Source organism: Shewanella ulleungensis (genome assembly GCF_014648315.1).
Taxonomy (GTDB): Bacteria; Pseudomonadota; Gammaproteobacteria; order Enterobacterales; family Shewanellaceae; genus Shewanella; species Shewanella ulleungensis.
Map to the genome: position 1 here is coordinate 39,993 of NZ_BMQW01000001.1, position 23,256 is coordinate 63,248.

The window sequence follows — 23,256 nt, forward strand, 5'->3', positions numbered from 1 at the left end:
TAAATGTGTGGCCTTACACCACGTCAATGTCACCGGCACAAGCGAACACATGGTTTGGTCTAAATGGCTCTTTATCTATGTCGCTCATTTGGCTGACGCCACTGGTGACTAAAATGGTTTCAAGACCGGCTTGAAAGCCCGCTAAAATATCGGTGCGCATATTGTCACCAATAATTATGGTGTTTTCAGAATGGCCTTGAATGTGGTTAAGTGCAGAGCGAATAATCCATGAACTTGGTTTACCCACGTAAAATGGCATTTTGCCTGTAATTCGTTCGATGGCAGCACATAATGCACCACATGCTGGGCTAAATGCTGGGCCGTGGGTATCAGGGTTGGTGGCAATAAAGCGGGCACCTCCGGCAACAAAGCGTGATGCTTTATGGATCATATCCCAATTATATGAACGAGTTTCGCCCACAATCACAAAGTCTGGATTAATGTCGGTAATTGTAAACCCTGCATTGTATAGCTCGTGGGTGAGGGCGCCTTCACCAATCACATAGGCTTTGGTGCCGGTTTGGTGCTTAAGAAAATCAGCCGTTGCCATGGCCGAAGTATAAAAACAGGTTTCTGGCACATTAATGCCCGCCGCGCCCAGACGGTTTTGTAAATCTTTACCAGTTTGTACAGGATAATTGGTGAGAATAACCAGCGGATTACCTTGCTCTAAGATGCGGTGAATAAATTTATCACTACCTGGAATCAACTTATTGTCGTGCAGTAATACACCATCGATGTCACATATAATATTTTTCATTGTTTCATTTCTTCCTTCAAATACAACCTGCTTACATCTAATGCTAATTCAATGCAGAAAACAACGATTAAATACAAAAAATAAAGGCGTTAAAATAAGTATATATTTGTTGCAAGTGGAGGATGTTCGATGAAATAAAAAACAATATTGTGGTTATGTTATCTCCAAACTGTATTGTGCTAATGCCTTTGAGGTTTGTCTTGTAGTCTTGCAGCCTAAACTAATTTTCGTCAGATTACATATTTCATCAGAGTCAGCCTCCTTAATCGTATTCACGAAAAATTCAAAGAGTATTTCAATCTAAAAATAACACAAATTACTCAAATCCCATTTCTATGTTGATCAGGCTAAAGTATGATGATGTTATAAATTTGTGAGGGATTATAAGTTTTAAGGATTTTTGACTGTCTTTTCGATTCATTATTTTTGCAAATAAGATATAGCGCATATAAATGGATCGTGCTCAATGACAGTTAAGATACCGAGCGTTATTCTATAAAAAGAATCTTACTTATAATGGTGCCTAAACGATGTTTGATTTATCGATAAAAAAAATGCTCCAAATTACAATTACTCTGTCCTTATTGGCTTTAGTGATTTTGATTTCGGTCAGTAATATTCAACAATCCCATATTTATGAAGGCGTAAAGAACGAAGAAGCACAGGTTAATGCTATTTTCGCACTTAAAGACACGCGTTATTTTGTAGTGCAAATTCAACAGTTTTTAACCGATGTTGGCGCTACCAAAAGCGACGAAGCCAAAGCTGAAGCATTAGACAGCCTAAATAGTGCGCTAGAAAACCTTGATTTATTGATTGCTGTTGCGCCAGATGTCGGTCAAAGAGCGCAAGAGATTAAACGCAAAGTAAATGATTTGCATGCCTCTGGCGTTAACATGGCTGATGCTTATTTGACTCAAGGTACTGAGGCCGGTAATCACCTTATGAAAGGTGCGGGTGGTTTTGATGAAGTGTCATCTAACCTTGCTGATGATTTAGATTTACTAGCAGCTGAAATTGATGGCAAGTTTGATGCCGCAGTTGAAGAGACCTTGTTAGCAACAGAATCTGCCGCGAGCGTACAATTGTGGGGAAATATCGGCCTAGGTGTGTTTCTGACCATTATTTTATTGATGCTCTACCGCAAGATTGTTAATCCATTGAGAATATTAGATGATTCGATGCGTAATATCGCCTCGGGTGCGAAAGATTTAACGGTCAAACTTGATGATTTTGGTAATACTGAAATTGCTAAAGTCGCGCGTAGCTTTAACTTGTTTGTACGCCAAATACGCGAGTTAATTATTGATTTTAATGATAACAGCCAGCAATTAGGCGCTGCGAGTGTGCAATTAACCTCGTCAAGCAATGAAACCTTAGGCGGAATGCAGCGTCTACAAAGTGAAACAGAACAAGTGGCTACAGCAATGAATCAAATGCAAGCCACAGTGATTGAAGTGGCTAACAATGCTGAATTAGCGGCGCAAGCGGCTAAAGACTCAGATACTCAAGCGGTGCAGGGCGATAAAGTGGTCCAGCTTACCATTACCTCAATTGAGGAGTTAGCCAAGGGTGTTGAGCACGCTGCAACGGCATTGCATCAGCTTGAAAAAGATACCGATAATATTGGCACTATATTAGAGGTAATCCGCAGTATTTCTGACCAAACAAATTTATTAGCTCTAAACGCAGCAATAGAAGCTGCCCGCGCGGGTGAACATGGTCGCGGCTTTGCGGTTGTGGCGGATGAGGTTCGAACGTTATCCAAGCGTACTCAAGATTCGACTAATCAAATTCAACAAATGATTGGCCAATTACAAAATGGTGTTAAAGATGCTGTGACGGTTATGGACGCAAGTCGCCAGCAAGCATTTAAAAGCACAGAACAAGCTGCACAAGCGGGTGAGGCGCTCAGTAAAATCACTCAATCGGTTGCCACAATATCGAATATGGCAACTCAAATTGCAACAGCTGCAGAAGAACAAACCGCTGTGACCGATGAGATTAATCGTAATATTGTCAATATCAGTGACGAAGCTGGATTAACGGCATTGAACGCGCAGCAATCTTACAGTGCCAGCATACAAGTTGATGGATTGTCACAGCAATTACGGGGACAAATTGCTCAATTTAAAACGGATTAATTTGCATACCTAAAACAAAAATGCCTGTTATCACTAACAGGCATTTTTTATTGGATTAATATCGATGACTTGGTATTAACATTCAACGATATTAACGGCCAAACCACCTTTGGCGGTTTCCTTGTATTTGCTGCGCATGTCTTTGCCAGTGTCCATCATGGTTTTGATGACCTTGTCTAACGACACCTTGTGGTTTCCATCTCCACGAAGTGCCATGCGTGAAGCATTAATGGCTTTCACCGCGCCCATCGCATTACGTTCAATACACGGAACCTGTACGAGGCCGCCAACCGGATCGCAGGTTAATCCAAGGTTATGTTCCATGCCAATTTCAGCTGCGTTTTCAACGTGTTCAACTGTGCCGCCCATAATTTCGGTTAATGCTCCAGCCGCCATTGAACAAGCTACGCCAACTTCACCCTGACAACCGACTTCGGCACCCGAGATAGAAGCATTTTTCTTATATAAAATACCAATCGCTGCAGCGGTGAGTAAGTAACGGCTGCATACATCTATGTCGACTTCTTGGACAAACATATCGTAGTAACACAATACGGCAGGAATAATCCCTGCAGCACCGTTTGTTGGTGCTGTGACGACGCGATCGCCCGCAGCATTTTGCTCGTTAACAGACAAGGCAAATAAATCGACCCAATCCATTGCGGTTAACGGATCGGTGTTATTACGGCCTTCGGCTTTTAAGCGGCGATAAAGTGCCGGCGCACGGCGACGAAGCTTTAAGCCGCCAGGCAAAATACCTTCTTTTTGATAACCGCGCTCTACGCAGTTTTTCATGGTTTGCCAAATTTTCCACAAGCCTTGTTTAATATCTTCTTCGCTGGCGATGCTCAATTCGTTAGACATCATTAACGATGAAATGCTTAAACCGTTATCACAACACAGTTGTAATAACTGTAATGCACTATTGAAGTCGTAGGGGGCTTGTTCAATTGGGGTGGCTGGTGATGCATTTCGTTGGGTAATTTCGTCTTCATCAAGAATAAAACCGCCGCCCACAGAATAATAAGTGCGCTTATAAATGCATTCGCCTTTTGACAGTGCGTATAACGTCATGGCATTGGCATGTGCAGGTAAGGTTTTACGTCTGTGGTAAGTAATACCATCATCACGAGTAAATTTAACTAAACGGCCATCGGCGAGAGTTAATTTTTGAGTGGTTGAAACCACGTCTAAAATGGCGTCAATCCCATCGGTGTCAACGGTTTCTGGGTCTTCACCCATTAAACCTAAAATGACCGCTTTACCGGTACCATGACCTTTTCCTGTTTGGCCTAATGAACCAAATAATTCTGCTTGTAATTCATCGGTTTGATCCAATAAATTATTGTCTGCAACATGTTGAATAAAAATTTTACCAGCCTTCATTGGGCCCACGGTATGTGAGCTTGAAGGACCAATACCAATTTTGAACATGTCAAATACGCTAATCATTTTGTGTAACCCTTGCTGAGTCGTTTATTGTTTTCATTATTAATGAGTATAATCGCCTTATATCATCTTGGCGGTTTATCTCTTTTGTTGGCAGAGTATCCCACAGTTTGATGAATGACAGTTCATTAGATTTTTTTATGCATAATTTTCACATTAGCTTGTCTTATCATGCACAATAATCGCAATTTTTCGATGCTAACGATGGGATTAGGGGAACAGTTTGAGCTATTTAATGATGGATTTAGCCGGTTTAACAGTATCAAATCTGGAAACTGAGCAGTTACAACACCCAAAAGTAGGTGGGATAATTTTATTTACACGTAATTTTGAAAATAAAAACCAGTTAATTGAGTTGGTTAAGCAGGTTCGCCGTATTCGGCCAGAATTATTAATTGCCGTTGACCATGAAGGTGGCAGGGTACAACGTTTTCGCGATGGTTTTAGTTTAATTCCTGCAATGGGTGATATTTTACCTGCTGCGAACATGGACTTAACATTAGCAAAACAATGGGCGAAAGAGTGCGGATTTTTAATGGCTATTGAGCTGCTGGCCTGCGATATTGATTTAAGCTTTGCACCTGTTTTAGATGTAAATGGTATAAGTGAAGTGATTGGTAAGCGCAGTTTTAGTCCTGATCCCGCACAAGTCAGTGCATTAGCCGAGCAGTTTATTATCGGCATGAACGAAGCGGGTATGGCGGCAGTGGGTAAGCATTTCCCTGGACACGGCAGTGTTGCTGCTGATTCGCACATCGCAATGCCGGTAGACCCTCGCACTAAAGACGTGGTTGATGCATTTGATATGGTGCCATTTAAGCAACTCATTGGCCAAAAACAGTTGCAAGGTGTGATGCCCGCGCACGTAGTGTATTCGGCAATTGACCCTAATCCTGCTGGGTTTTCTGCATACTGGTTACAAACGGTATTACGTCAGCAATTGGCGTTTGATGGGGTCATATTTTCTGACGATTTAGGCATGAAGGGCGCCAGTTTTGCAGGCGATTATCTTGGCCGAGCAAAAGCGGCTTTAGATGCAGGTTGTGACATGATTTTAGTATGTAACGACCCAACAGGCGTTAACTCATTATTGAGCGATTTTGTTTGGCCAGCAGATGAGCCATTGCACACCGCATTAGCGCTCAAAGGTAAATCTGAACAAGTGTGCCAAGCTTTAGAGCAACAAGCCCGCATTGAAGCCGCGCAGCAATTAGTGAGTCACATTAACGGTTAAGGGGTTTGCGTTTATTAGCGTGCAGTAAAGAGCGAGTATGCAATAAAAAACCGGATTCAGTGATCCGGTTTTTTTGTGTGTCATTACTGAATATATTAACCCGCGTAAGGCATTGGCTCTGCTTGTGGTTTATAACCTGTTAAATCAATTGGTTTCACGTTAGTTGGTTGCGCCATTTTACGAATTTGCATCACGATACCCAATTGAGGGTGGTCAAAGTAATGTAACTCGCCACTTTTTACTCGGCGGTTTTGGATCAATGGAATACTTTGCAGATAAGGGGCTAATTGTTTTTTTCCATCAATATCTAATGCTGCGTATTCATTAAATGCAGCTGGGGTTGATTCAATCATTTTTTGGGTTGGTTTACGCAACGCCAAATTATTTTCGATATACAAGTAATGGCTTAAGTAGATATTAATTGAGCCATCGAGTTCCCATACTGGGCTAATTTTCGGTGCATCATAAAACCCACCTAATGCACTGTATTCTCCCACAGGTACACTATTACTGGTATCAGCAGGTTTATTAACGCTTAACCCATGGTAATCAAAGGTTTTAGAGAAATCTTTGCCACCAAAAATACGCACAGGTTTTGCTGCACGACGGGACTGCATATTTTGCTGCCATGTTAAGTGCACTAAGCCTTTAACATAGGGCTCGCGGCTAATGGTGCGGATAATATCGCTAAATTGTCCTTGGCTTTGCGCGAGTAGTAGCGGTCCTTGACCTAGGTAAGCCGATTGCGGACTGTTTGCACCAATATTAAAGGGAACCTGGCTTGGATGAGTCGCAATATTATTACTGACTTTTGGGTCGTTACAGTTGCTGGTGTCACTGGCCCAGTCTGTAGATGAACAGCCATTGAGCCCCACTGCAACCCCTGTAATGTCGGTACTGATCACCGGAGTGATAATATCGACTGTGTTATTGGCTAATTTTGGGGGTGATGCATCGAGCCATTTTTCAACTGACGGATGTTGGCGTTCAAATACAAATACTTCAACTTCAAACCATGATTCTGCATGGGCTGAAAAGCTGTGGGATAGCGCTGTGATAGCGGCGATAGATATCGCAAATTTACGAAGCACTATTTGTCTCCAGTTTGATGTTTGGCGAACTGTTCAAGCAAGGTGTTGACTAATTCAAGACGCTCTTTGCTTGTTTCAGCAGGAATGATGAACTTTAACTTATTTGGCCCGTCCATTCGATAGATTTGTGGCTGGTTTTGCAACAAACCAATAATAAACATCGGATCGACGCAGTTTTCCTGGCCAAATTCAACGCTACCGCCTTTAGCATGCATTTCAATTTTCACGATTCCAAGCGAGGTTGCTTGATGTTTAAACAAGGTAATGGCCATTAAATTACGTGTTGGGTCTGGTAACATGCCAAAACGGTCAATAAATTCGACTTTAAGTTCATCAAGCATATTGTCGTTTTCGCAATTGGCGATACGTTTATAAAGTGACAAGCGCATATTGACGTCACTAACATAATCTTCAGGCAGCAATGCGGGTATGCGTAGATCAATTTCCGCTTTGGCACTCATCATATAGGCAAGAGATGGCTCTTTACCTTCTTTTAAGGCTTTTACCGCAGACTCGAGCATTTCCATGTACAAGCTAAAACCAATTTTAGAAATATGACCGCTTTGCTCATCACCGAGTAATTCACCTGCGCCGCGAATTTCTAAATCTTGGGTGGCGAGCATAAAGCCCGCGCCAAGATCTTCTAATGCATCAATAGCTTCAAGGCGTTTACGCGCATCGGGTGTCATTCTCTTTGGATGCGGTGTCATCATGTAAGCATATGCTTGATGATGCGAGCGGCCAACACGGCCACGTAACTGGTGTAACTGGGCTAAACCAAACATATCGGCACGGTCGATAATAATGGTGTTAGCACTTGGTACGTCGATACCGGTTTCGATGATGGTAGTACATACCAACACGTTAAAACGTTGGTGATAAAAGTCCGACATGACTTTTTCAAGATCGCGTTCGCGCATTTGACCGTGAGCAGTAACAACGCGAGCTTCAGGTAATAAATCTCGAATATTTTGTGCGGTTTTTTCGATGGTTTCGACATTGTTGTGTAGGTAGTACACTTGGCCACCACGGAGAATTTCACGCAAGATGGCTTCGCGCACTGTGGCTTTGTCGTATTCGCGCACAAAGGTTTTTACTGCTAAACGTTTAGCGGGTGGTGTGGCGATAATCGATAAATCACGCATGCCAGACATGGCCATGTTGAGTGTTCGCGGAATCGGCGTGGCCGTTAAGGTTAAAATATCCACATTGGCACGCAATGCTTTAATCTTTTCTTTTTGACGTACACCAAAACGATGCTCTTCATCGATAATCAATAAGCCTAAATTGTTAAAGTCGGCCTCTGCTGATAATAACTTATGAGTGCCAATAACAATATCGACTTTACCTTCAGACAGTTGTTCAACGACGCTTTTTTGCTCTTTGGTGGTTCTAAAGCGAGACATCACTTCAATGACAATTGGCCAGTCGGCAAAACGGTCTTTAAAGTTTTCGTAGTGTTGTTGAGCAAGTAGGGTAGTCGGCACCAATACGATAACTTGCTTACCAGAATTTACGGCAACAAAAGCCGCTCGCATGGCGACTTCTGTCTTACCAAAACCAACGTCTCCACACACTAAACGATCCATTGCCCGCGGGGCTTGCAAGTCTTCTAATACGGCATGAATTGCTGTTTCTTGGTCGACGGTTTCTTCAAATGGAAAGCCTTGGCTGAATTGAGCATATTCTTGCTCATCAATGGTCATGGCTTCGCCTGGGCGAGCTTGACGGCGGGCGTAGACATCTAATAACTCTGCCGCAACGTCTCGAATACGTTCAATCGCTTTGCGCTTCGCTTTGGCCCAGGTTTCATTGCCGAGTTTATTAAGGTGAGCGTCACCATCGCCACTGGCATTAAAGCGGCTAATCAAGTGCAGCGAAGACACTGGCACATAGAGTTTATCGCCACCTGAATATTCTAGCTTTAAGTATTCGGCAACTAAGCCTCCGGTATCAAGTGTTTCTAGCCCCTGATAAAGTGCTACACCGTGCTCTAAATGCACAATAGGTTGGCCAACTTTTAACTCAGCTAAGTTTTTAACCAATACATCTGAACTGACTTGTTTTTGTTTTTCACGACGACGTTGCTGTGAAATTCGCTGACCAAATAGTTCCGTTTCACAAATAATGCTCACTACACCCTTTGGCGTGTCGGTTAAGACACAACCACGGCTAAGCGGCGACACCATTAAGCCTATGGCATCTTTGGCTGCGAGATAGTCATTTAAGTGATCAAATTGTTTAGGTTTAATCCCTATTTTGGCAAACAGTTCAAGCAAGGCTTCACGGCGACCTTCTGATTCGGCACTAAACAATAATTGTGTGTGTTGAGCGCTGTATTCTTGCAGGGCTATCAGTGGCTGCTTGAGCTTGTGATTGGCATTAATGTCGGGCAGTTTTTCAACGTTGGCGACGAGTGCATGAGTGGGTAACTCAATTTGGGCTAACGGCTGCCCAGCGTTGTCGGTGTCGTTGACATGATGTTGTTGAATTATTTGTGTGCGGGTTAGCGGCTTAAAAGCGGCAAATAATTCGTCATGCAACAAATACAATTCTTGCGGTGCCAGTAGCGGCCTTAATGGATCAATGCGCCTGTCTTCATAACGCACTGCCACTTCATGTAAATGATTTTTACTGGCCTTGTCGATATCGCCAAGGGTAATTAATTGGCTATCGTTAGGTAGATAGTCAAATAGTGTAGCGGTTTCATCAAAAAACAGCGGTAAGTAGTTTTCAATGCCAGCCGGCATCAAATTACGGCTAACTAATTGATAAACTGATTCAGCCTCTTTTGATATTACTTCAAAGCGGCGACGGTAGCGCTGTCTAAAGCCTTCAATAGCATTGCTGTCGGTAGGAAACTCTTTTGCTGGTAACATGCGGATGGCATCACGTGCCATGCCTGAACGTTGTGTGTCGACATCAAAAAAGCGGATCGATTCGACTTCATCATCAAACAGCTCAATACGCAGTGGTTGGCGCGAGCCTGTAGGGAAAATATCGATAATTGAACCGCGAATGGCAAACTCACCATGCTCATAAACTTGTTCAACTAAGTGATAACCCGTGTCGGTAAGGTGCTGTCTTGCTTGTTGTAAGCTATAAATGTCGCCTTTATTGAGCACCATGACATTGGCGGTCATAAATGATTTAGGTGGCAGACGTACCATTAAGGTGTTCACTGGCACAATGACAACGTTATGCTGACTTTGACTGATATTGGCGAGCGTTTCGAGTCGCTGTGATATCAAATCCTGATGCGGAGAGAAATTGTCATAAGGCAAGGTTTCGCGGTCTGGAAATAAGCACACGTTTATATTGCTGTTGTGCAATAAATAACTGATCTCGACTTCAAGCGACAATGCACTTGGCGTGTCGTGAGTCACAATAATGCTAGTACCAGGTTGTTGCTGAATTAACTTGGCTAAGGTGATGGCTTGAGATACCCCACCTAAAGTTGCCAAAGTTTGTATTTGTTGGCCTTTTTTTACACTCGGCGGCGTGAGTACACTAAATTGTTTCATTAAAATCTTTTTCAGTTCCGTTTGCAGTCAATTTGTATTGAAACGCCATTATGTTTACGCGGTTGTTAGCGTCGTTGCTTATCAATATTCTGTTTACGCTTTTTAAGCATTTTTTGTTGTACGCCTAAACTGGCTTTTACAAGTTGTTCAATATCATCTTCAAGAATTTGGCTAAACTCAAGTTCACAATGCCATTGCGGTTCGCTGTCAGGATCATCATTATCAATGGGCGTGCATTGAGTGACCTGGCAAAGACACAATAAAGCGACGACTTCGGTGTGCAAATAAATATGGGTTTTATGATAATCCCCGACATTTAGTGCAAACGTACTGGTAATGCTGATGCCGCTACCGCCGAATTGATTGCCTTTAACTTGCTGACCTTCTTGAACTTCTTTTTCGAGTACATGTTGTAATACTAAATCGACTTTGCGAGATTGTAATTTTAAAAAATCCACAACCGCTTTGGCGTCATTATCTAGATTACGCAATTGTAATAGACAGCTGGCCTCGAGATTTTTGACTTCAGTCAATAACCTTAAGCCCACAGATTGCATGTCTTTTAGCTCATCTTCACTCGGTAAACCCTGGCTTGCATCCCACGGCGACAAGTAAGCGTTAAAGTTATGAGGCACACTAAAATAAGAATTGCTGTCAGGTATCAAGGTTTGCCTCTTTATTTATCGCACTAATAGCCCTATTATCGTGCCCAACTTAATGATTTAGCAAGTCATACACAATGGCTTGTTGTTTTCATCTTCAAAATTAGCTTGATTGTCAGACTAATACGCTGTGATTAGCGCATAGGATTAGTATTTTTTTATGAATTACGGATTTTCGTTTTTTATCGGCTACCGTTACTGGCGCGCCCGAAAAGCCAATGCTTTTGCCTCATTTATTACCTTTTTTGCTGTTTCAGGTATATTTTTAGGGGTCGCGGCATTAATTGTGGTCAGTTCGGTAATGAATGGCCTTGAAGGCCAGCTAAAAAACCGTATCTTGGGCGCAGTGCCGCAATTAACGTTAATCAGTGAGCAAGGCTTTACTGATTGGCAACCACTTAGCCAGCGTGTGTTAGCCGAGGGTGGATTAGGAACTAGTGTTCGTGGAATGGTGCCAAGTACAACCACTCAGGCGATGATCCAGTCGAGTAAAAATATCAGTGCCGTACAAGTCTATGGCGTGTATCCACAACTTGAGCAAATGTTGTCGAGTATTGCCTCGCATACCTATTCAAACGCCTTTGAGCAACTTACTGCAGGTGATTACAATATCGTCCTTGGCAGCGAGTTAGCGCGCAAGCTCGATGTCAATACTGGCGATAGAATTCGATTGCTCAGTGGCGATGGCGTGGTGTATTCCCCAATGGGACCTGTGCCGAGCCAACGTAAATTTACCGTGGCGGGTGTATTTGAGATGGGTTCTCAAGTTGATGGCAGTGTTGCTTATGTTCATTACCAAGATGCCCGCAAGTTGATGCGTCAAAACAGCCAAGAGATAAATGAGTTACGGGTGTATTTATCTGATCCATTTACTGCACCGCAAATAGCGTCAAAAATGGTTAATGCCTTTGCTATGCAAGGGGTAGAAATTGAAACCAGTGATTGGCGTCAAGACTATGGTCATCTATTTTCTGCTGTTAAAATGGAAAAGAACATGATGTCGTTGATGTTGAGTTTAATTGTGGCTGTTGCTGCATTTAACATGGTATCGGCACTTGTCATGATGGTGGTAGATAAAACAACTGACGTGGCAGTGCTTAAAACCCAGGGCGTTACCACGTCATCTGTGATGGCCATCTTTATTGTCCAAGGGTTGTTAAATGCGTTACTTGGCTTAGTCCTGGGTACCATTGTCGGCATTGGCTTAACCTTGAATTTGAACAGTATATTATCGACGCTTGGCATTGCTATTTTAGGGGTAGGGCAAACCTTACCGGTTGCCTTGTCGATCACCCAGTTGAGTTTTATCGTTGTTGGCTCGCTATTAATCACTTTACTTGCCACTCTTTACCCTGCGCTGTCGGCTGCAAGGGTTCAACCCGCTTCTGCTTTGAGATACGAATAATGAGTCAAACACAAACCGCGTTATTACAGGTTAACCAAGTTAGTAAGCAATATCATGATGGCGAAGTCACTACTCATGTATTGTCTGGCGTTGATTTAACGGTTTATAAAGGCGAGCAATTAGCCATTGTTGGTAGCTCTGGCTCAGGTAAAAGTACCTTGTTGCACATAATGGGCACCTTAGACACACCGACATCTGGTTCAGTATTACTTGATGGTGAAGATCTCTATGGTATGTCTGCCGTGCGCCAAGCTCAGGTGCGTAATCAAGATTTAGGGTTTATTTACCAATTCCATCATTTACTTCCAGAGTTTACCGCATTAGAAAACGTCGCAATGCCTGCATTTATTCAAGGTAGAGATAAAAAACAAACCTTAGCTGATGCACAGAAATTGCTGGACCGAGTCGGACTCGGGCACCGCTTAAATCATATTCCGGCGCAATTATCTGGTGGAGAACGTCAACGGGTGGCAATTGCACGTGCTTTGATTAATAAACCTAAATTGGTACTGGCAGATGAGCCTACGGGTAACCTTGATGCTAGCAGTGCAGATAATGTTTATACAATGATCCGTGAACTCGCTCATCAGTTTGATACTGCATTTGTTGTGGTAACACACGACCATAAACTCGCTGCTAAAATGGACCGTCAATTAACCATGAAAGATGGCGTGTTACAAACCGTGGCTAACACAGTAGGACAAGCCGAATGAGTAAGTGGTTACCGTTAACAATAGGTTGGCGCTTTTTTCGTGCTAAACAATCCAATAGCTTTATTGGGTTTATTTCGTTTGCCTCAACGGCGGGTATCGCATTAGGTGTAGGCGTGTTGATTTTGTTGCTGTCAACGATGAATGGCTTTGAAAAAGAGTTACAACAGCGGTTATTGGGCGTGGTATCTCATGGTGAACTCGTCGGTGTTAATGAGCCGATAGCCGATTGGAAAGTGATTGCAAACAGTGCTCAACATTCAGAACAAATTACCGGTGTGGCACCGTTTATTCGCTTGCAAGGATTAGTGCAAAAGCCGGGCGGCTTTCAAGGGCTTGTGGTTAGCGGGATTGATATTAATCACGAAGCAGATGTGTCGACTATTAACCAATATATGTCTGCTACAGCGTGGCAATCTTTGCAAGGGAATCAAAATAATATCGTTTTAGGTCGTAGTCTAATCGATAAGCTGCAGCTTAAAGTAGGCGATACCGTCGCAATGTTCACCCCAGATGCCAATAATAGTCAATTGACGTCGGCCAAAAGTCACCGTTTTGTGGTATCAGGTGTTTACAATGTGGGCGGCGAAATTGAATCAACCCAAGCCTATGTGCCTATTGAATATTTAGCCGATGTTTTAGGATTAGGTCAAGGTGTAAGCGGTGTGCGTATACAGGTCGCTAACGTGCTCAATGCTGCTTCGGTCACACGTGATTTAGGCTTTGCTCAAGAGCAATACTTATACATAAATGATTGGTCTCGTTCGCAAGGGCATGTGTATCAAGATATTCAATTGGTGCGCTTGGTAATGTATCTCGTTTTAGCGCTGGTAATTGCGGTGGCGTGTTTTAATATTGTCTCGACACTGGTAATGGCTGTGCGCGACAAGGCCTCTGAAATTGCAATTTTAATGACCATGGGGATTAGCCGTGGTGCAATAATGACAATTTTTATTCTTCAAGGTGCATTAAATGGTGTCATGGGTTGTACTATTGGTGGGATTTTAGGGGTTATTTTTGCGTATAACTTAAGTGCTATTGCTCAGGGACTAGAGCAGCTTTTTAGCTTTCAACTTTTAGCGTCCGATATCTATTTTATTGATTTTTTACCGTCTGAATTACATAGCCAAGATGTGGTTGTTGTCATTGTAATGGGGTTGGTGATGAGTTTACTCGCCACGATTTATCCGGCGTGGAAAGCCACCCAAATAGCTCCTGCTACGGCATTAGCGGGTAGATGATTATGAATAAGGTAAAATAGTGCGATTAGAGTTATTCGAATCATTTTAGTTTGATTAATGTTCTTTAAGGTTTTGCACTGTTTTCAGTGTATCTTAGGCTAGCAATATGGCTTGTAATCAATGTAGTGACTCAATATTCAAACAGAAAATTGGCCGTTGTAAGCGTTGTATGCTGCAACTAACGATATTGAGTTTACTGACTTGGCCTATCTGGTGGTATTACTTTGCAGCAACCCCTAAAGTGGTTGAGTCCATTGCATTATTGTTTTTTGCCATTAGTTTTAGTGGGTTGTTGATTTTGCATTTATTGGTTTGGCTTTATCGCCGTATTAATGCCAATGAGTAAGAGAATCATTATTTTTAACAATACTCGCCCACTTTACTATTAATGAATAACCCTTTCTCTATCATTGTATGAGTAAGATAACACTGAGGAAGTCTTGTGTCTGAGAATATAAAAGAGCCGCTGTTTAATTTATTACACAGCATGAAAAGGTCGTTACGCCAGGCGATGGATAGTGATGATTTAGGCATTACTATGCTGCACATGCGGGTTCTTAAAATAATATCGTTTAAAGATAAGCAGGTGACAGCAAACGATATTGTTCAAAAAACCTTAATCGACAAAGCTCAATTGGCTCGGCTGATTAAAGAATTAATTAATTTAGATTATGTGTTTAAGCTAGACAATCCGACGGATAAACGCAGTTATTTCTTAGGCATAAGCCCAAGTGGAATCGAAGTGGTTAAACGGTTAACGGTAGCCGAGGAGCGCGTTAACGAAATAATGAAGAGCGGTCTTACCGATCAAGAAATTGCTGATTTTGTGCGGTTAGCGAAACAAATGGCGCATAATTTAAATCATCAAGACTGAATGCTTTGCAACCACGCTTCATCAATATAGAAAACAAAAGGCCACAATATTCATTGTGGCCTTTTTTGATCTACTGAGCTTGTGTCACAGATTAGTATTACTCGCCTTTACGTTTTTGCCATTTAAACAAAATCGAATAACGCCACATACTTTTTATCACCACAAAACCGATCAGCGCAGAAATAATGGCTAAAGCTAAGCAGCCAACCAAAAAAGGTGGGCCGATAGTCGACACTGAGGCTTCAATCCACGCCCAAGTGGCTTCAAATTGAAATGCTTGTGCTTTATGACCAAGGATTTTAGTCCCTAACAAATAAGCGCCATAAAACATAATGGGCATAGTGAATGGGTTAGTGATCCACACAAGTGCCACCGCGACTGGCAAGTTAACGTTAAATAAAATTGCAAAACCCGCAGCCACTACCATTTGAAATGGCATGGGGATCCAGGCCACAAATAAGCCTACAGCAAAAGCGCCAGGGGCGGATTTTCGGTTAAGAGCCCATAAATTTGGCTTGTGTAATAATGTGCCAAACATCCGTAAATACTTGTGTTCACGGAGTGTTTCTGGTTTTGGCATAAATCTTTGGATTAATTTTTTTGGCATATTCGTCGATTAATGTCTTAACTCATTCACTATGAATCGATTTATCTATGGCTTTTGTGCCTGTTCTTTATCAGCAATGTTATGGCCATCGCTGGCACCCATATGGTGTTTGCCTATCTTGTGCTTATTGGTGTTGTTCTGCCTTAAAAAAACGCCCTTTTTAGCGGGGGGCTTTTTTGCGATTCTGTGGCTCAGTGCGTTTTTTCAATGTCTTTATTTGCCCCAAAATGCTGAAAAACCCCAACAAATTCAATTTACGGCGCAGATAGTAACACTTGTAAGCCAAAACAGCGACTGGATAAGTTTCGATGTGCGGGTTATGCCACCGCGACAAGACCGATCGTTATTTGAAGCCATAGCACTCTCTAATGTGCAGCGATATTACCGATTAACTTGGCAAAAGCCAGCGAAAATTGAATCTGGGCAAATTTGGCAATTTAGTGCTCGGATGAAAGGGATTAGCAGTATTCAAAATCAAGGTGGGTTTAACCAACAAAAGTACTTTATTAGTCAGCATATTGTGGCAAAGGGACGGGTTAAACAGGCTGAATTAATCAGCAGTAATACCTCAGTTAGAAAATATATTATGGATAGAACGTTGCCTATTTTACATCGCTTACCCCAAGGTGACATTTTACAAGCATTAATATTTGGTGATAAACGTGAGCTTGATGACGCTCGATGGCAGCAGCTTAGGCAAACAGGGGCTGGGCATTTGGTGGCGATATCGGGCTTACATTTGTCTGTAGTATTTGGCCTGTTTTATGGCGTGCTGATGTTATGTTCACGTATATTTTCGGCGCAACAACATGGCCGAAAAGCACAAGTCATTATGCTTGTAGCTGCGCTTATCACCTTGGGTTATGGCTATTTGTCTGGATTTGGGATCGCGACTCAACGTGCATTATTGATGATGCTATTGTTAGTTATATTTAGTGTAGTTAAGCAATTTAGCCACAGCTGGGATCGACTATTGTATGCGCTATTTTTTGTGTTACTGCTTGACCCTATTGCCATATTAAGTGCTGGTCTGTGGTTATCGTTTTTAGCGCTCGCTATCATTTTACTCGCCGTAAAGCCACAATCGTTCACACCGCCATCAGCTTCAATGCATACTGAGGTTGCTGTAAGCAACATCAGGCAGCGGCTATTGATAAAGGGTCGAGAAATGGCATCTTACTTATTGAATGCTGTTAACACGCTTTGGTCTATTCAATGGCGTTTGGCGCTGGGATTAGGTGGACTTCAGGCCATTTTGTTTGGGACGCTGACGCCACACAGTATTTGGTTGAATTTATTGTTTGTACCTTGGTTTAGTGTGGTAGTTATCCCATTAACCATGTTGAGCTTTTGTTTGTGGTTATTGAGTTCAACATTGTTAAGTATTATCGGTATTGAACAACAGGTAATTGAAAATATTGGTACAACAATACTCACCTTGGCTGATGTTAGTTTAGTGCCCTTTGTTGAACTATTACATGTAAGTGATCACTTGCCTTGGGCGTTATTACCTATTACTGAACCGTCGCTTGCCGCTGTGTTGTTTGTGTTGATTGCGCTGATATTAGTTTATCTTCGGCCTCATTTGGCTGTAGATAAACGCATTATCCGTTATTGCTTAGTCATATTGTGTCTGCCCGTCGGGGCTCACTTATTAGGAGCGATACAACGGAGTGATGAGCCCAATCACCAATATAACGATGTGTGGCAAATGCATGTGTTAGATGTCGCTCAAGGAATGGCGATTGTAGTGCAACAAAGCAATCATGGGATTATTTACGATACTGGCGCTGCATTTGGCGAGTTTAGTTATGCTAAAAGGGCGATTTTGCCTTTTTTAGTTTCTAGAGGCATCACTGACATTGATTACATTATTGTTAGCCATGATGATAACGACCATGTGGGCGGTTTAACGGTATTATCGGATGCATTTCCAGCAAGCCAATTGATTGCCGATTTTAGTTTAGCGGATCATACCGATAGGTCTCTGAGCCAAAGGTGTCAAGGTAATTTGTCTTGGCATGGTTTGAATATGCATTTCATCGACAATCAATTGCTTAATGGCAATGACAATAATAACTCTTGTGTTATGAGGTTATCTGATGGCAATACGCGAGTATTACTTGCCGGAGATATTGAAACGCTACGAGAGCAATCGTTACTGCAAACTCAGGCTGATGTTGAAGCCGACATTATCTTCGTCCCCCATCATGGTAGTCGGACATCTTCAACTCCCGCCTTTATTGATGTGGTTAACCCTGAACTCGCTATTGTGACGGCAGGTTTTGCCAATCAGTATGGCTTTCCTAAAAGTGATGTTATGGCCCGCTATCAACAGCGGGATATCAGCTCATTACAGACGGGACATGTAGGTCAAATAAGTATCACATTTACAGAAAAAGGCTACAAAATAGCCACTTACCGCCAACATTTAGCTCCATTTTGGTATAACCATTTGTTTAAATTTGGTGAGTCACTTAAAGCAGAGTAGAATGTGGCCTATGTTTGCTAGTTAAGTATTGGATTCAATGTCAGTATCAACTCCTAATGATAAAAATGAAATGTGGGTCGTTTTTAAACGCCTAATGACTTATGTCGCGCCAATGAAAACCATGTTTATTATGGCGGTGCTTGCGCTACTCACCTATGGTGCTGTCGACGCCGCATTTATTGCCTTTATTAAACCCTTTATTGACGAAGGCTTTAGTCAAACGCCAACGGTAGTTGCGGGGGTAGATGTCCCTTCGCATGGTGGATTTAATGCCGACAACGACATTATGTTTATGGCACCTATAGTGGTGATTTTGATGTTTACGTTGCGCGGGGTAGCTAACTTTGTGTCTACCTACTGTGTGTCTTTTATCAGTGCACAACTGATTATGGATATGCGTCAGCAAGTGTTTGAGCATTATTTACGTTTACCTGTGAGCTACATTGACCGTGAAAATAGCGGTAATTTAATCTCTCGCGTGACCTTTGACACAGAACAAATAGCCAGAGCATCTGGCAGTGCGCTTATTTCTATTGTTCGCGACAGTATGACTGCTGTGGGAATGTTGGCGATTATGTTCTATTACTCTTGGAAGCTTTCACTGTGTATTTTAGTGATAGGGCCAATTATCGGTATAGTAATAAGTGTTGTCAGTCGTCGTTTTCGTAAGGTCTCTAAACAAATTCAATCAGCCATGGGCGGGGTTACTGCCACCACTGAACAAATGATTAAAGGCCATAAAAACGTATTAGTGTTTGGTGGTCAAAAAACGGAAGTTGATCGTTTTTTCCACGTAAATGATCGCAACAGATATCAAAATATGAAACTCGCAGTCGCTCAGGCGGTGAGTCAACCACTTATTATGGTGATTGGGTCGTTTGCACTGGCATTTGTATTGTATGCCGCCACATGGGACAGCATGAAAACGGATTTGACCGCGGGTACGTTTGCGGCGATTTTAGGTGCCATGCTTGCCATGTTACAGCCGATTAAAAATTTAACCCGTGTTAATGCTGAGTTTCAGCGCGGTATTGCAGCTTGTACCACTGTTTTTGAATTACTAGATACCGCTCCTGAGCCAGATAATGGCCAGCATTCGGTTGACAGAGTTAAAGGTAAACTACGTTTTGATAATGTGACTTTTGCTTATCCAGAACAAGAAAAACCGGCACTTAATGGAATTAACTTTGAAGTGCAGCCGGGTAAAACTGTGGCGTTAGTTGGACGGTCTGGCTCTGGTAAATCAACGATTGCCAGTTTAATCACCCGTTTTTATGGTGGCTTGAGCGAAGGTGATATCACCCTTGATGACACCAGTATTTATGACTACCAGCTCAAGTCTTTACGTAATCAAGTTGCACTAGTGTCGCAACAAGTGACGTTATTTAATGACACCATTGCCAACAACATTGCCTACGCATACCCAGGTGAAGTGACGCGCGAGCAAATTGTGCGCGCGGCAGAACTTGCTTATGCCATGGAGTTTATTGATACCTTACCTGATGGTCTCGATACTCAAGTAGGCGAAAATGGCGTGTTACTTTCTGGTGGTCAACGTCAACGTATTGCTATTGCTCGAGCCATGCTGCGAGACGCGCCAGTGTTAATTTTAGATGAAGCCACCTCAGCGTTAGATACAGAATCTGAAAAAGCCATTCAAAAAGGTTTAGATAATTTGCGTCATAATCGAACTTCAATTGTGATTGCTCATCGCTTATCGACCATCGAAAGTGCTGACGAGATTTTGGTTATTGACCAGGGGAAAATCGTGGAACGCGGTAATCACAGTGAACTGATATCTCATGCGGGTATTTACGCGAATTTGTACAAGATGCAGTTTAGTCAGTAAGGGGTCGGTGGAATGCAGCAATTAATCCATCGTATTTGGTATCACAATCATTGGGCAAAATGGTTATTTTTGCCATTGTCTGGGTTGTTTGGTGTCGTATCCATGTTAAGACGGTTAATGTTCAGTCTTGGTATTCAACACGCTACAACATTGCCGGTACCAGTGATTGTGGTGGGCAATATTACAGCTGGCGGCAGTGGTAAAACACCTACCGTGATCTACTTAATTGAATTATTGCGTCAGCAAGGATACACCCCTGGTGTTATCAGCCGTGGATATGGCGTTGAGATCCAAGGCTGCATAGCGGTAAATGTGGGAGCTAAAGCCATTGATGTGGGTGATGAGCCTGCGATGATAGTCGCTCGCACTCAGGTACCAATGGTGGTGGGTGCTAAGCGTGTTGATGCGGCAAATATGTTGTTAGCAAATAATGATGTGGATGTGATTATCAGTGACGATGGCCTGCAGCATTATGCGTTAGCACGCGATATTGAAATCGCCTTAGTTGATGGTGAGCGTCGATATGGTAATCAATGCCTTATCCCTGCAGGCCCGTTACGCGAAGGACTTTGGCGCTTAAAAAGTGTTGACTTTATAATTAACAATGGCGGACCTGCACAACAAAACGAAGTGTTAATGAGCTTAACGCCGGGACCACTTGTTCAGGTGAGCCAATCTGATAGTGAGCCACTGCCTATTGCACAAGACGTGGTAGCGATGGCTGCTATTGGTAATCCGCAACGTTTTTTTAATACATTGACTCAATTAGGTTATAACCTAGCTAATACGGTTGAATTTACCGATCACCAAGCTTTCTCGGCGACAGAGTTACATCGCTTGTCTGGCGAGCACCCATTAGTGATGACTGAAAAAGATGCGGTTAAATGTCGCGATTTTGCTGAAAGTCACTGGTGGTATTTACCGGTAAATGCGAAGCTTACCCCAGAATTTGATCACGCATTGTTGAGCCAATTACAGCAAGTGGCTCAAACTAAAAAAGGACTGTCTCATGGCATTTGATAAAAAACTACTCGAAATTGTGGCTTGCCCAGTATGCAAAGGTAAGTTGGAATACGATAAAACAGCACAACAATTGATTTGTAAATTTGATAAGTTAGCTTATCCAATTACAGAAGGCATCCCTGTGTTGTTAGAAAACCGCGCTACCCCTTGGGTTGCTGAATAAGCAAGTCACTGCAATATGATGATTAAAACGTCCTTAGGGACGTTTTTTTATGTCCGTGTTTCAAACTCTGCTTAATTCTGCAAGCGAGTGTTATCAGTGTTTTTAGAATGTTAACACGCTATAGCTAAAGTGAAAGTAAAACGCTAAATGCATATCTAATAACAACAAAAAGCATTGGTTTTATTGAACTTATTCCCAGTCAGGTAGATAATTTATTTATCTGTAAAATGTGTTTTTTGACTGGGTAGTCTTATGGCTGAACATGAACGTTTTCAACAATTAGTTGCTGAACTCATTCGTGAACATCGCGGAAAGCGAGTGGTCTCGTTTGAGTTTCAAGGCAAACGTTATTGGCTTAAACAAGTAGAGAAACTAGCTGGTGCGATGCGTTTGCTTAAACAGAATTCAGCTCTCGCATTACACAAAGAAATAGATGTACTTACTGAGTTGGCCAGGCATGGTGCCCCAGTACCTGCGGTGGTTGATGTCGGCGATGGCTATATGGTTATTGAGGATGCGGGTGCAACGATTAAAGATTTGCTTGCTCATGATCAAGAAGCTCATTGGCCTATTATCCTTAACGATGTTGCGATTGCTTTAGCAAGTTTACACATGATGCATTTTTCCCATGGACGTCCCGCTCTGCGCGATATTAGTTGGCAAGATGGCGAAGTGAAGTTCATTGATTTTGAAGCGCATCAACAAGACAAATCGGAAATATCGCAACAAGTGAGAGACTTACTGGTATTTATTCACAGCTTGTATCGTTATATTGGCCCTCGCAATGCATTGATCTCTCAAGCTATCGACGCTTATCGTGCCGCGGGTGGCGAATTGATATGGCAAAAAGCAAAACAATTTTTAGCGTCTTGGCAGTGGCTGTATTATTTTGCTTGGCCATTTCGTTATGCTGGTGGCAAAGATTTAAAACCAGTTTATTGGGTGCTTTGGCATTTTAGGCAAGAGAATGCGTTGCCGAGTGTGGCGTTATAGTTTATAGACGAAAAAGCTTGCTGATAGGCAAGCTTTTTCAATTTTGCTTAGATGTTGATATTTACATCTCGATGTTTAGTTTTGTTGATCTGCTGTTGGACTGAGATCTTGATATAAGGTGTCTATCCATTTTTCTGCTGAGATAAACTGCCATCCCCAATCTTTATAGTCTTTAGGAACTCCTTGCTGTTTAATTTTAGCCAGATCGTGTCCCATTTCAATTTCACCGCGCATCCAATTGATACAATCATCAAGCATATGTTTAAATTTTAATAATTCGTTACGGGTTGCTAACTCACCATGACCTGGGATCACCTGAGTTTTACTGTTGAGTTTATCTAAAATAGCGCTGACATTATCGCGGTAACCCACAACTGAACCGCCACCTTTTAGGTCAATATAAGGAAAACGGTCTTTAAAATACAAGTCGCCCATATGGATAATATTAGCTTTTTGCCACATCACCACACTGTCGCCATCGGTATGACCTGGACCAAGGTGAATAACTTCTAGAGTGTCTTGGTTAAAATGAATAGAGATGTTTTCAGCAAAGGTAATGACTGGCAGCGCAGATTTTGGCGTTTTGCTGTCTTCACTTAATCGTTTTAATACATTGTGGTGGGCTAAAATGGTGCCGGTGGCGCCAAAATGTGCATTACCACCAGTATGATCTCCATGGTAATGAGTATTAACAATGTATTTAGGCACTCCAGCTTGTATCTCATTTAATGATGCTGAAATTTTATCGGCTAATGGCGCGAACTGATCGTCAATAATCAAAATACCGTCGCTACCAGCTGATACGCCAATATTGCCACCAGCCCCCATAAACATATAGGTATTGTCATTAAGCTTTTTTGAGGTGATTTTGACATCGCTCATGCTGTCATCCGCTATCACACAGCTACTGAATGCGAATAAGGCCAATGTGCTCAATTTAATCATCTTTTTTTGAAATCTCAGTTTCATGTTTGTCCCTTTATTTGTGCAGTGAAACCTGCAATAAACCTCAGATTGATACTGAATATCTGGCTTA

General features: G+C 42.3%; 19 protein-coding genes. 12 read left to right on the forward strand and 7 right to left on the reverse strand.

Annotated elements, in window-relative coordinates; genetic code table 11:
- Positions 1–13: 13 nt before the first annotated feature.
- Entirely contained in the window at positions 14–760 is a 747-nt protein-coding gene (locus IEY40_RS00215) for an HAD-IIA family hydrolase (RefSeq protein ID WP_188952236.1), read from the reverse strand.
- A gap of 554 nt (positions 761–1,314) precedes the next feature.
- Here IEY40_RS00215 and IEY40_RS00220 point away from each other — a divergent pair.
- Entirely contained in the window at positions 1,315–2,904 is a 1,590-nt protein-coding gene (locus tag IEY40_RS00220) for a methyl-accepting chemotaxis protein (RefSeq protein ID WP_188952238.1), read from the forward strand.
- A gap of 75 nt (positions 2,905–2,979) precedes the next feature.
- Here IEY40_RS00220 and IEY40_RS00225 read toward each other — a convergent pair whose 3' ends face one another.
- Positions 2,980–4,356 carry an L-serine ammonia-lyase gene (locus tag IEY40_RS00225; RefSeq protein WP_188952240.1) on the reverse strand — a complete coding sequence of 459 codons (1,377 nt, stop codon included), beginning with the start codon at positions 4,354–4,356 and terminating at the stop codon, positions 2,980–2,982.
- Between the two features lie 220 nt (positions 4,357–4,576).
- Here IEY40_RS00225 and nagZ point away from each other — a divergent pair, with 220 nt between their 5' ends.
- Entirely contained in the window at positions 4,577–5,587 is a 1,011-nt protein-coding gene (gene nagZ, locus IEY40_RS00230; protein WP_188952242.1) for a beta-N-acetylhexosaminidase, read from the forward strand.
- A 95-nt stretch (positions 5,588–5,682) separates the two neighbouring features.
- Here nagZ and IEY40_RS00235 read toward each other — a convergent pair whose 3' ends face one another.
- The 3 genes from IEY40_RS00235 to IEY40_RS00245 all read right to left on the reverse strand — a co-directional run bounded on the left by IEY40_RS00235 (position 5,683) and on the right by IEY40_RS00245 (position 10,867).
- Positions 5,683–6,678 carry a peptidoglycan binding protein CsiV gene (locus IEY40_RS00235; RefSeq protein WP_188952243.1) on the reverse strand — a complete coding sequence of 332 codons (996 nt, stop codon included), beginning with the start codon at positions 6,676–6,678 and terminating at the stop codon, positions 5,683–5,685.
- Positions 6,678–10,202 (reverse strand): transcription-repair coupling factor, encoded by a 3,525-nt coding sequence (gene mfd / locus IEY40_RS00240; RefSeq protein WP_188952244.1) that lies wholly within the window; start codon positions 10,200–10,202, stop codon positions 6,678–6,680. The genes IEY40_RS00235 and mfd overlap by 1 nt, the downstream gene beginning before the upstream one ends.
- 65 nt (positions 10,203–10,267) lie before the next feature.
- Positions 10,268–10,867 (reverse strand): hypothetical protein, encoded by a 600-nt coding sequence (locus IEY40_RS00245; protein WP_188952245.1) that lies wholly within the window; start codon positions 10,865–10,867, stop codon positions 10,268–10,270.
- Between the two features lie 157 nt (positions 10,868–11,024).
- On the opposite strand from IEY40_RS00245, the gene IEY40_RS00250 reads away from it, so the two are divergent.
- The 5 genes from IEY40_RS00250 to IEY40_RS00270 all read left to right on the forward strand — a co-directional run bounded on the left by IEY40_RS00250 (position 11,025) and on the right by IEY40_RS00270 (position 15,094).
- Complete coding sequence (locus tag IEY40_RS00250) at positions 11,025–12,269, forward strand: lipoprotein-releasing ABC transporter permease subunit (protein ID WP_188952246.1); 1,245 nt, start codon at positions 11,025–11,027, stop codon at positions 12,267–12,269.
- Entirely contained in the window at positions 12,269–12,982 is a 714-nt protein-coding gene (gene lolD / locus IEY40_RS00255; protein ID WP_188952247.1) for a lipoprotein-releasing ABC transporter ATP-binding protein LolD, read from the forward strand. Before IEY40_RS00250 ends, lolD begins: the two co-directional genes overlap by 1 nt.
- Positions 12,979–14,220, forward strand: coding sequence for a lipoprotein-releasing ABC transporter permease subunit LolE (gene lolE / locus IEY40_RS00260; protein WP_188952248.1), 1,242 nt, complete (start codon positions 12,979–12,981; stop codon positions 14,218–14,220). The genes lolD and lolE overlap by 4 nt, the downstream gene beginning before the upstream one ends.
- Before the next feature lie 106 nt (positions 14,221–14,326).
- Positions 14,327–14,566, forward strand: coding sequence for a DUF3624 domain-containing protein (locus IEY40_RS00265; protein WP_188952250.1), 240 nt, complete (start codon positions 14,327–14,329; stop codon positions 14,564–14,566).
- A gap of 96 nt (positions 14,567–14,662) precedes the next feature.
- Positions 14,663–15,094 carry a MarR family winged helix-turn-helix transcriptional regulator gene (locus IEY40_RS00270; protein WP_188952252.1) on the forward strand — a complete coding sequence of 144 codons (432 nt, stop codon included), beginning with the start codon at positions 14,663–14,665 and terminating at the stop codon, positions 15,092–15,094.
- A gap of 97 nt (positions 15,095–15,191) precedes the next feature.
- On the opposite strand, the gene IEY40_RS00275 is transcribed toward IEY40_RS00270, so the two are convergent.
- Complete coding sequence (locus tag IEY40_RS00275) at positions 15,192–15,701, reverse strand: DUF2062 domain-containing protein (protein ID WP_188952254.1); 510 nt, start codon at positions 15,699–15,701, stop codon at positions 15,192–15,194.
- A 76-nt stretch (positions 15,702–15,777) separates the two neighbouring features.
- Here IEY40_RS00275 and IEY40_RS00280 point away from each other — a divergent pair, with 76 nt between their 5' ends.
- The 5 genes from IEY40_RS00280 to IEY40_RS00300 all read left to right on the forward strand — a co-directional run bounded on the left by IEY40_RS00280 (position 15,778) and on the right by IEY40_RS00300 (position 22,220).
- Positions 15,778–18,192: a DNA internalization-related competence protein ComEC/Rec2 gene (locus IEY40_RS00280; RefSeq protein ID WP_229776995.1), complete on the forward strand. Its 2,415-nt coding sequence runs from the start codon at positions 15,778–15,780 to the stop codon at positions 18,190–18,192.
- A gap of 37 nt (positions 18,193–18,229) precedes the next feature.
- The gene (msbA, locus tag IEY40_RS00285; protein WP_188952258.1) at positions 18,230–20,041 is read left to right on the forward strand and encodes a lipid A export permease/ATP-binding protein MsbA; all 1,812 of its coding nucleotides are present in this window, start codon (positions 18,230–18,232) and stop codon (positions 20,039–20,041) included.
- Between the two features lie 12 nt (positions 20,042–20,053).
- The gene (gene lpxK, locus IEY40_RS00290) at positions 20,054–21,061 is read left to right on the forward strand and encodes a tetraacyldisaccharide 4'-kinase (RefSeq protein WP_188952260.1); all 1,008 of its coding nucleotides are present in this window, start codon (positions 20,054–20,056) and stop codon (positions 21,059–21,061) included.
- Positions 21,051–21,227 (forward strand): Trm112 family protein, encoded by a 177-nt coding sequence (locus tag IEY40_RS00295; RefSeq protein ID WP_160054202.1) that lies wholly within the window; start codon positions 21,051–21,053, stop codon positions 21,225–21,227. Before lpxK ends, IEY40_RS00295 begins: the two co-directional genes overlap by 11 nt.
- Before the next feature lie 252 nt (positions 21,228–21,479).
- Positions 21,480–22,220 carry a phosphotransferase gene (locus tag IEY40_RS00300; RefSeq protein WP_188952262.1) on the forward strand — a complete coding sequence of 247 codons (741 nt, stop codon included), beginning with the start codon at positions 21,480–21,482 and terminating at the stop codon, positions 22,218–22,220.
- A 75-nt stretch (positions 22,221–22,295) separates the two neighbouring features.
- Here the strand turns inward: IEY40_RS00300 and IEY40_RS00305 are convergent, their stop codons facing one another.
- Positions 22,296–23,189: an MBL fold metallo-hydrolase gene (locus tag IEY40_RS00305; RefSeq protein WP_188952264.1), complete on the reverse strand. Its 894-nt coding sequence runs from the start codon at positions 23,187–23,189 to the stop codon at positions 22,296–22,298.
- Between the last annotated feature and the right edge of the window lie 67 nt (positions 23,190–23,256).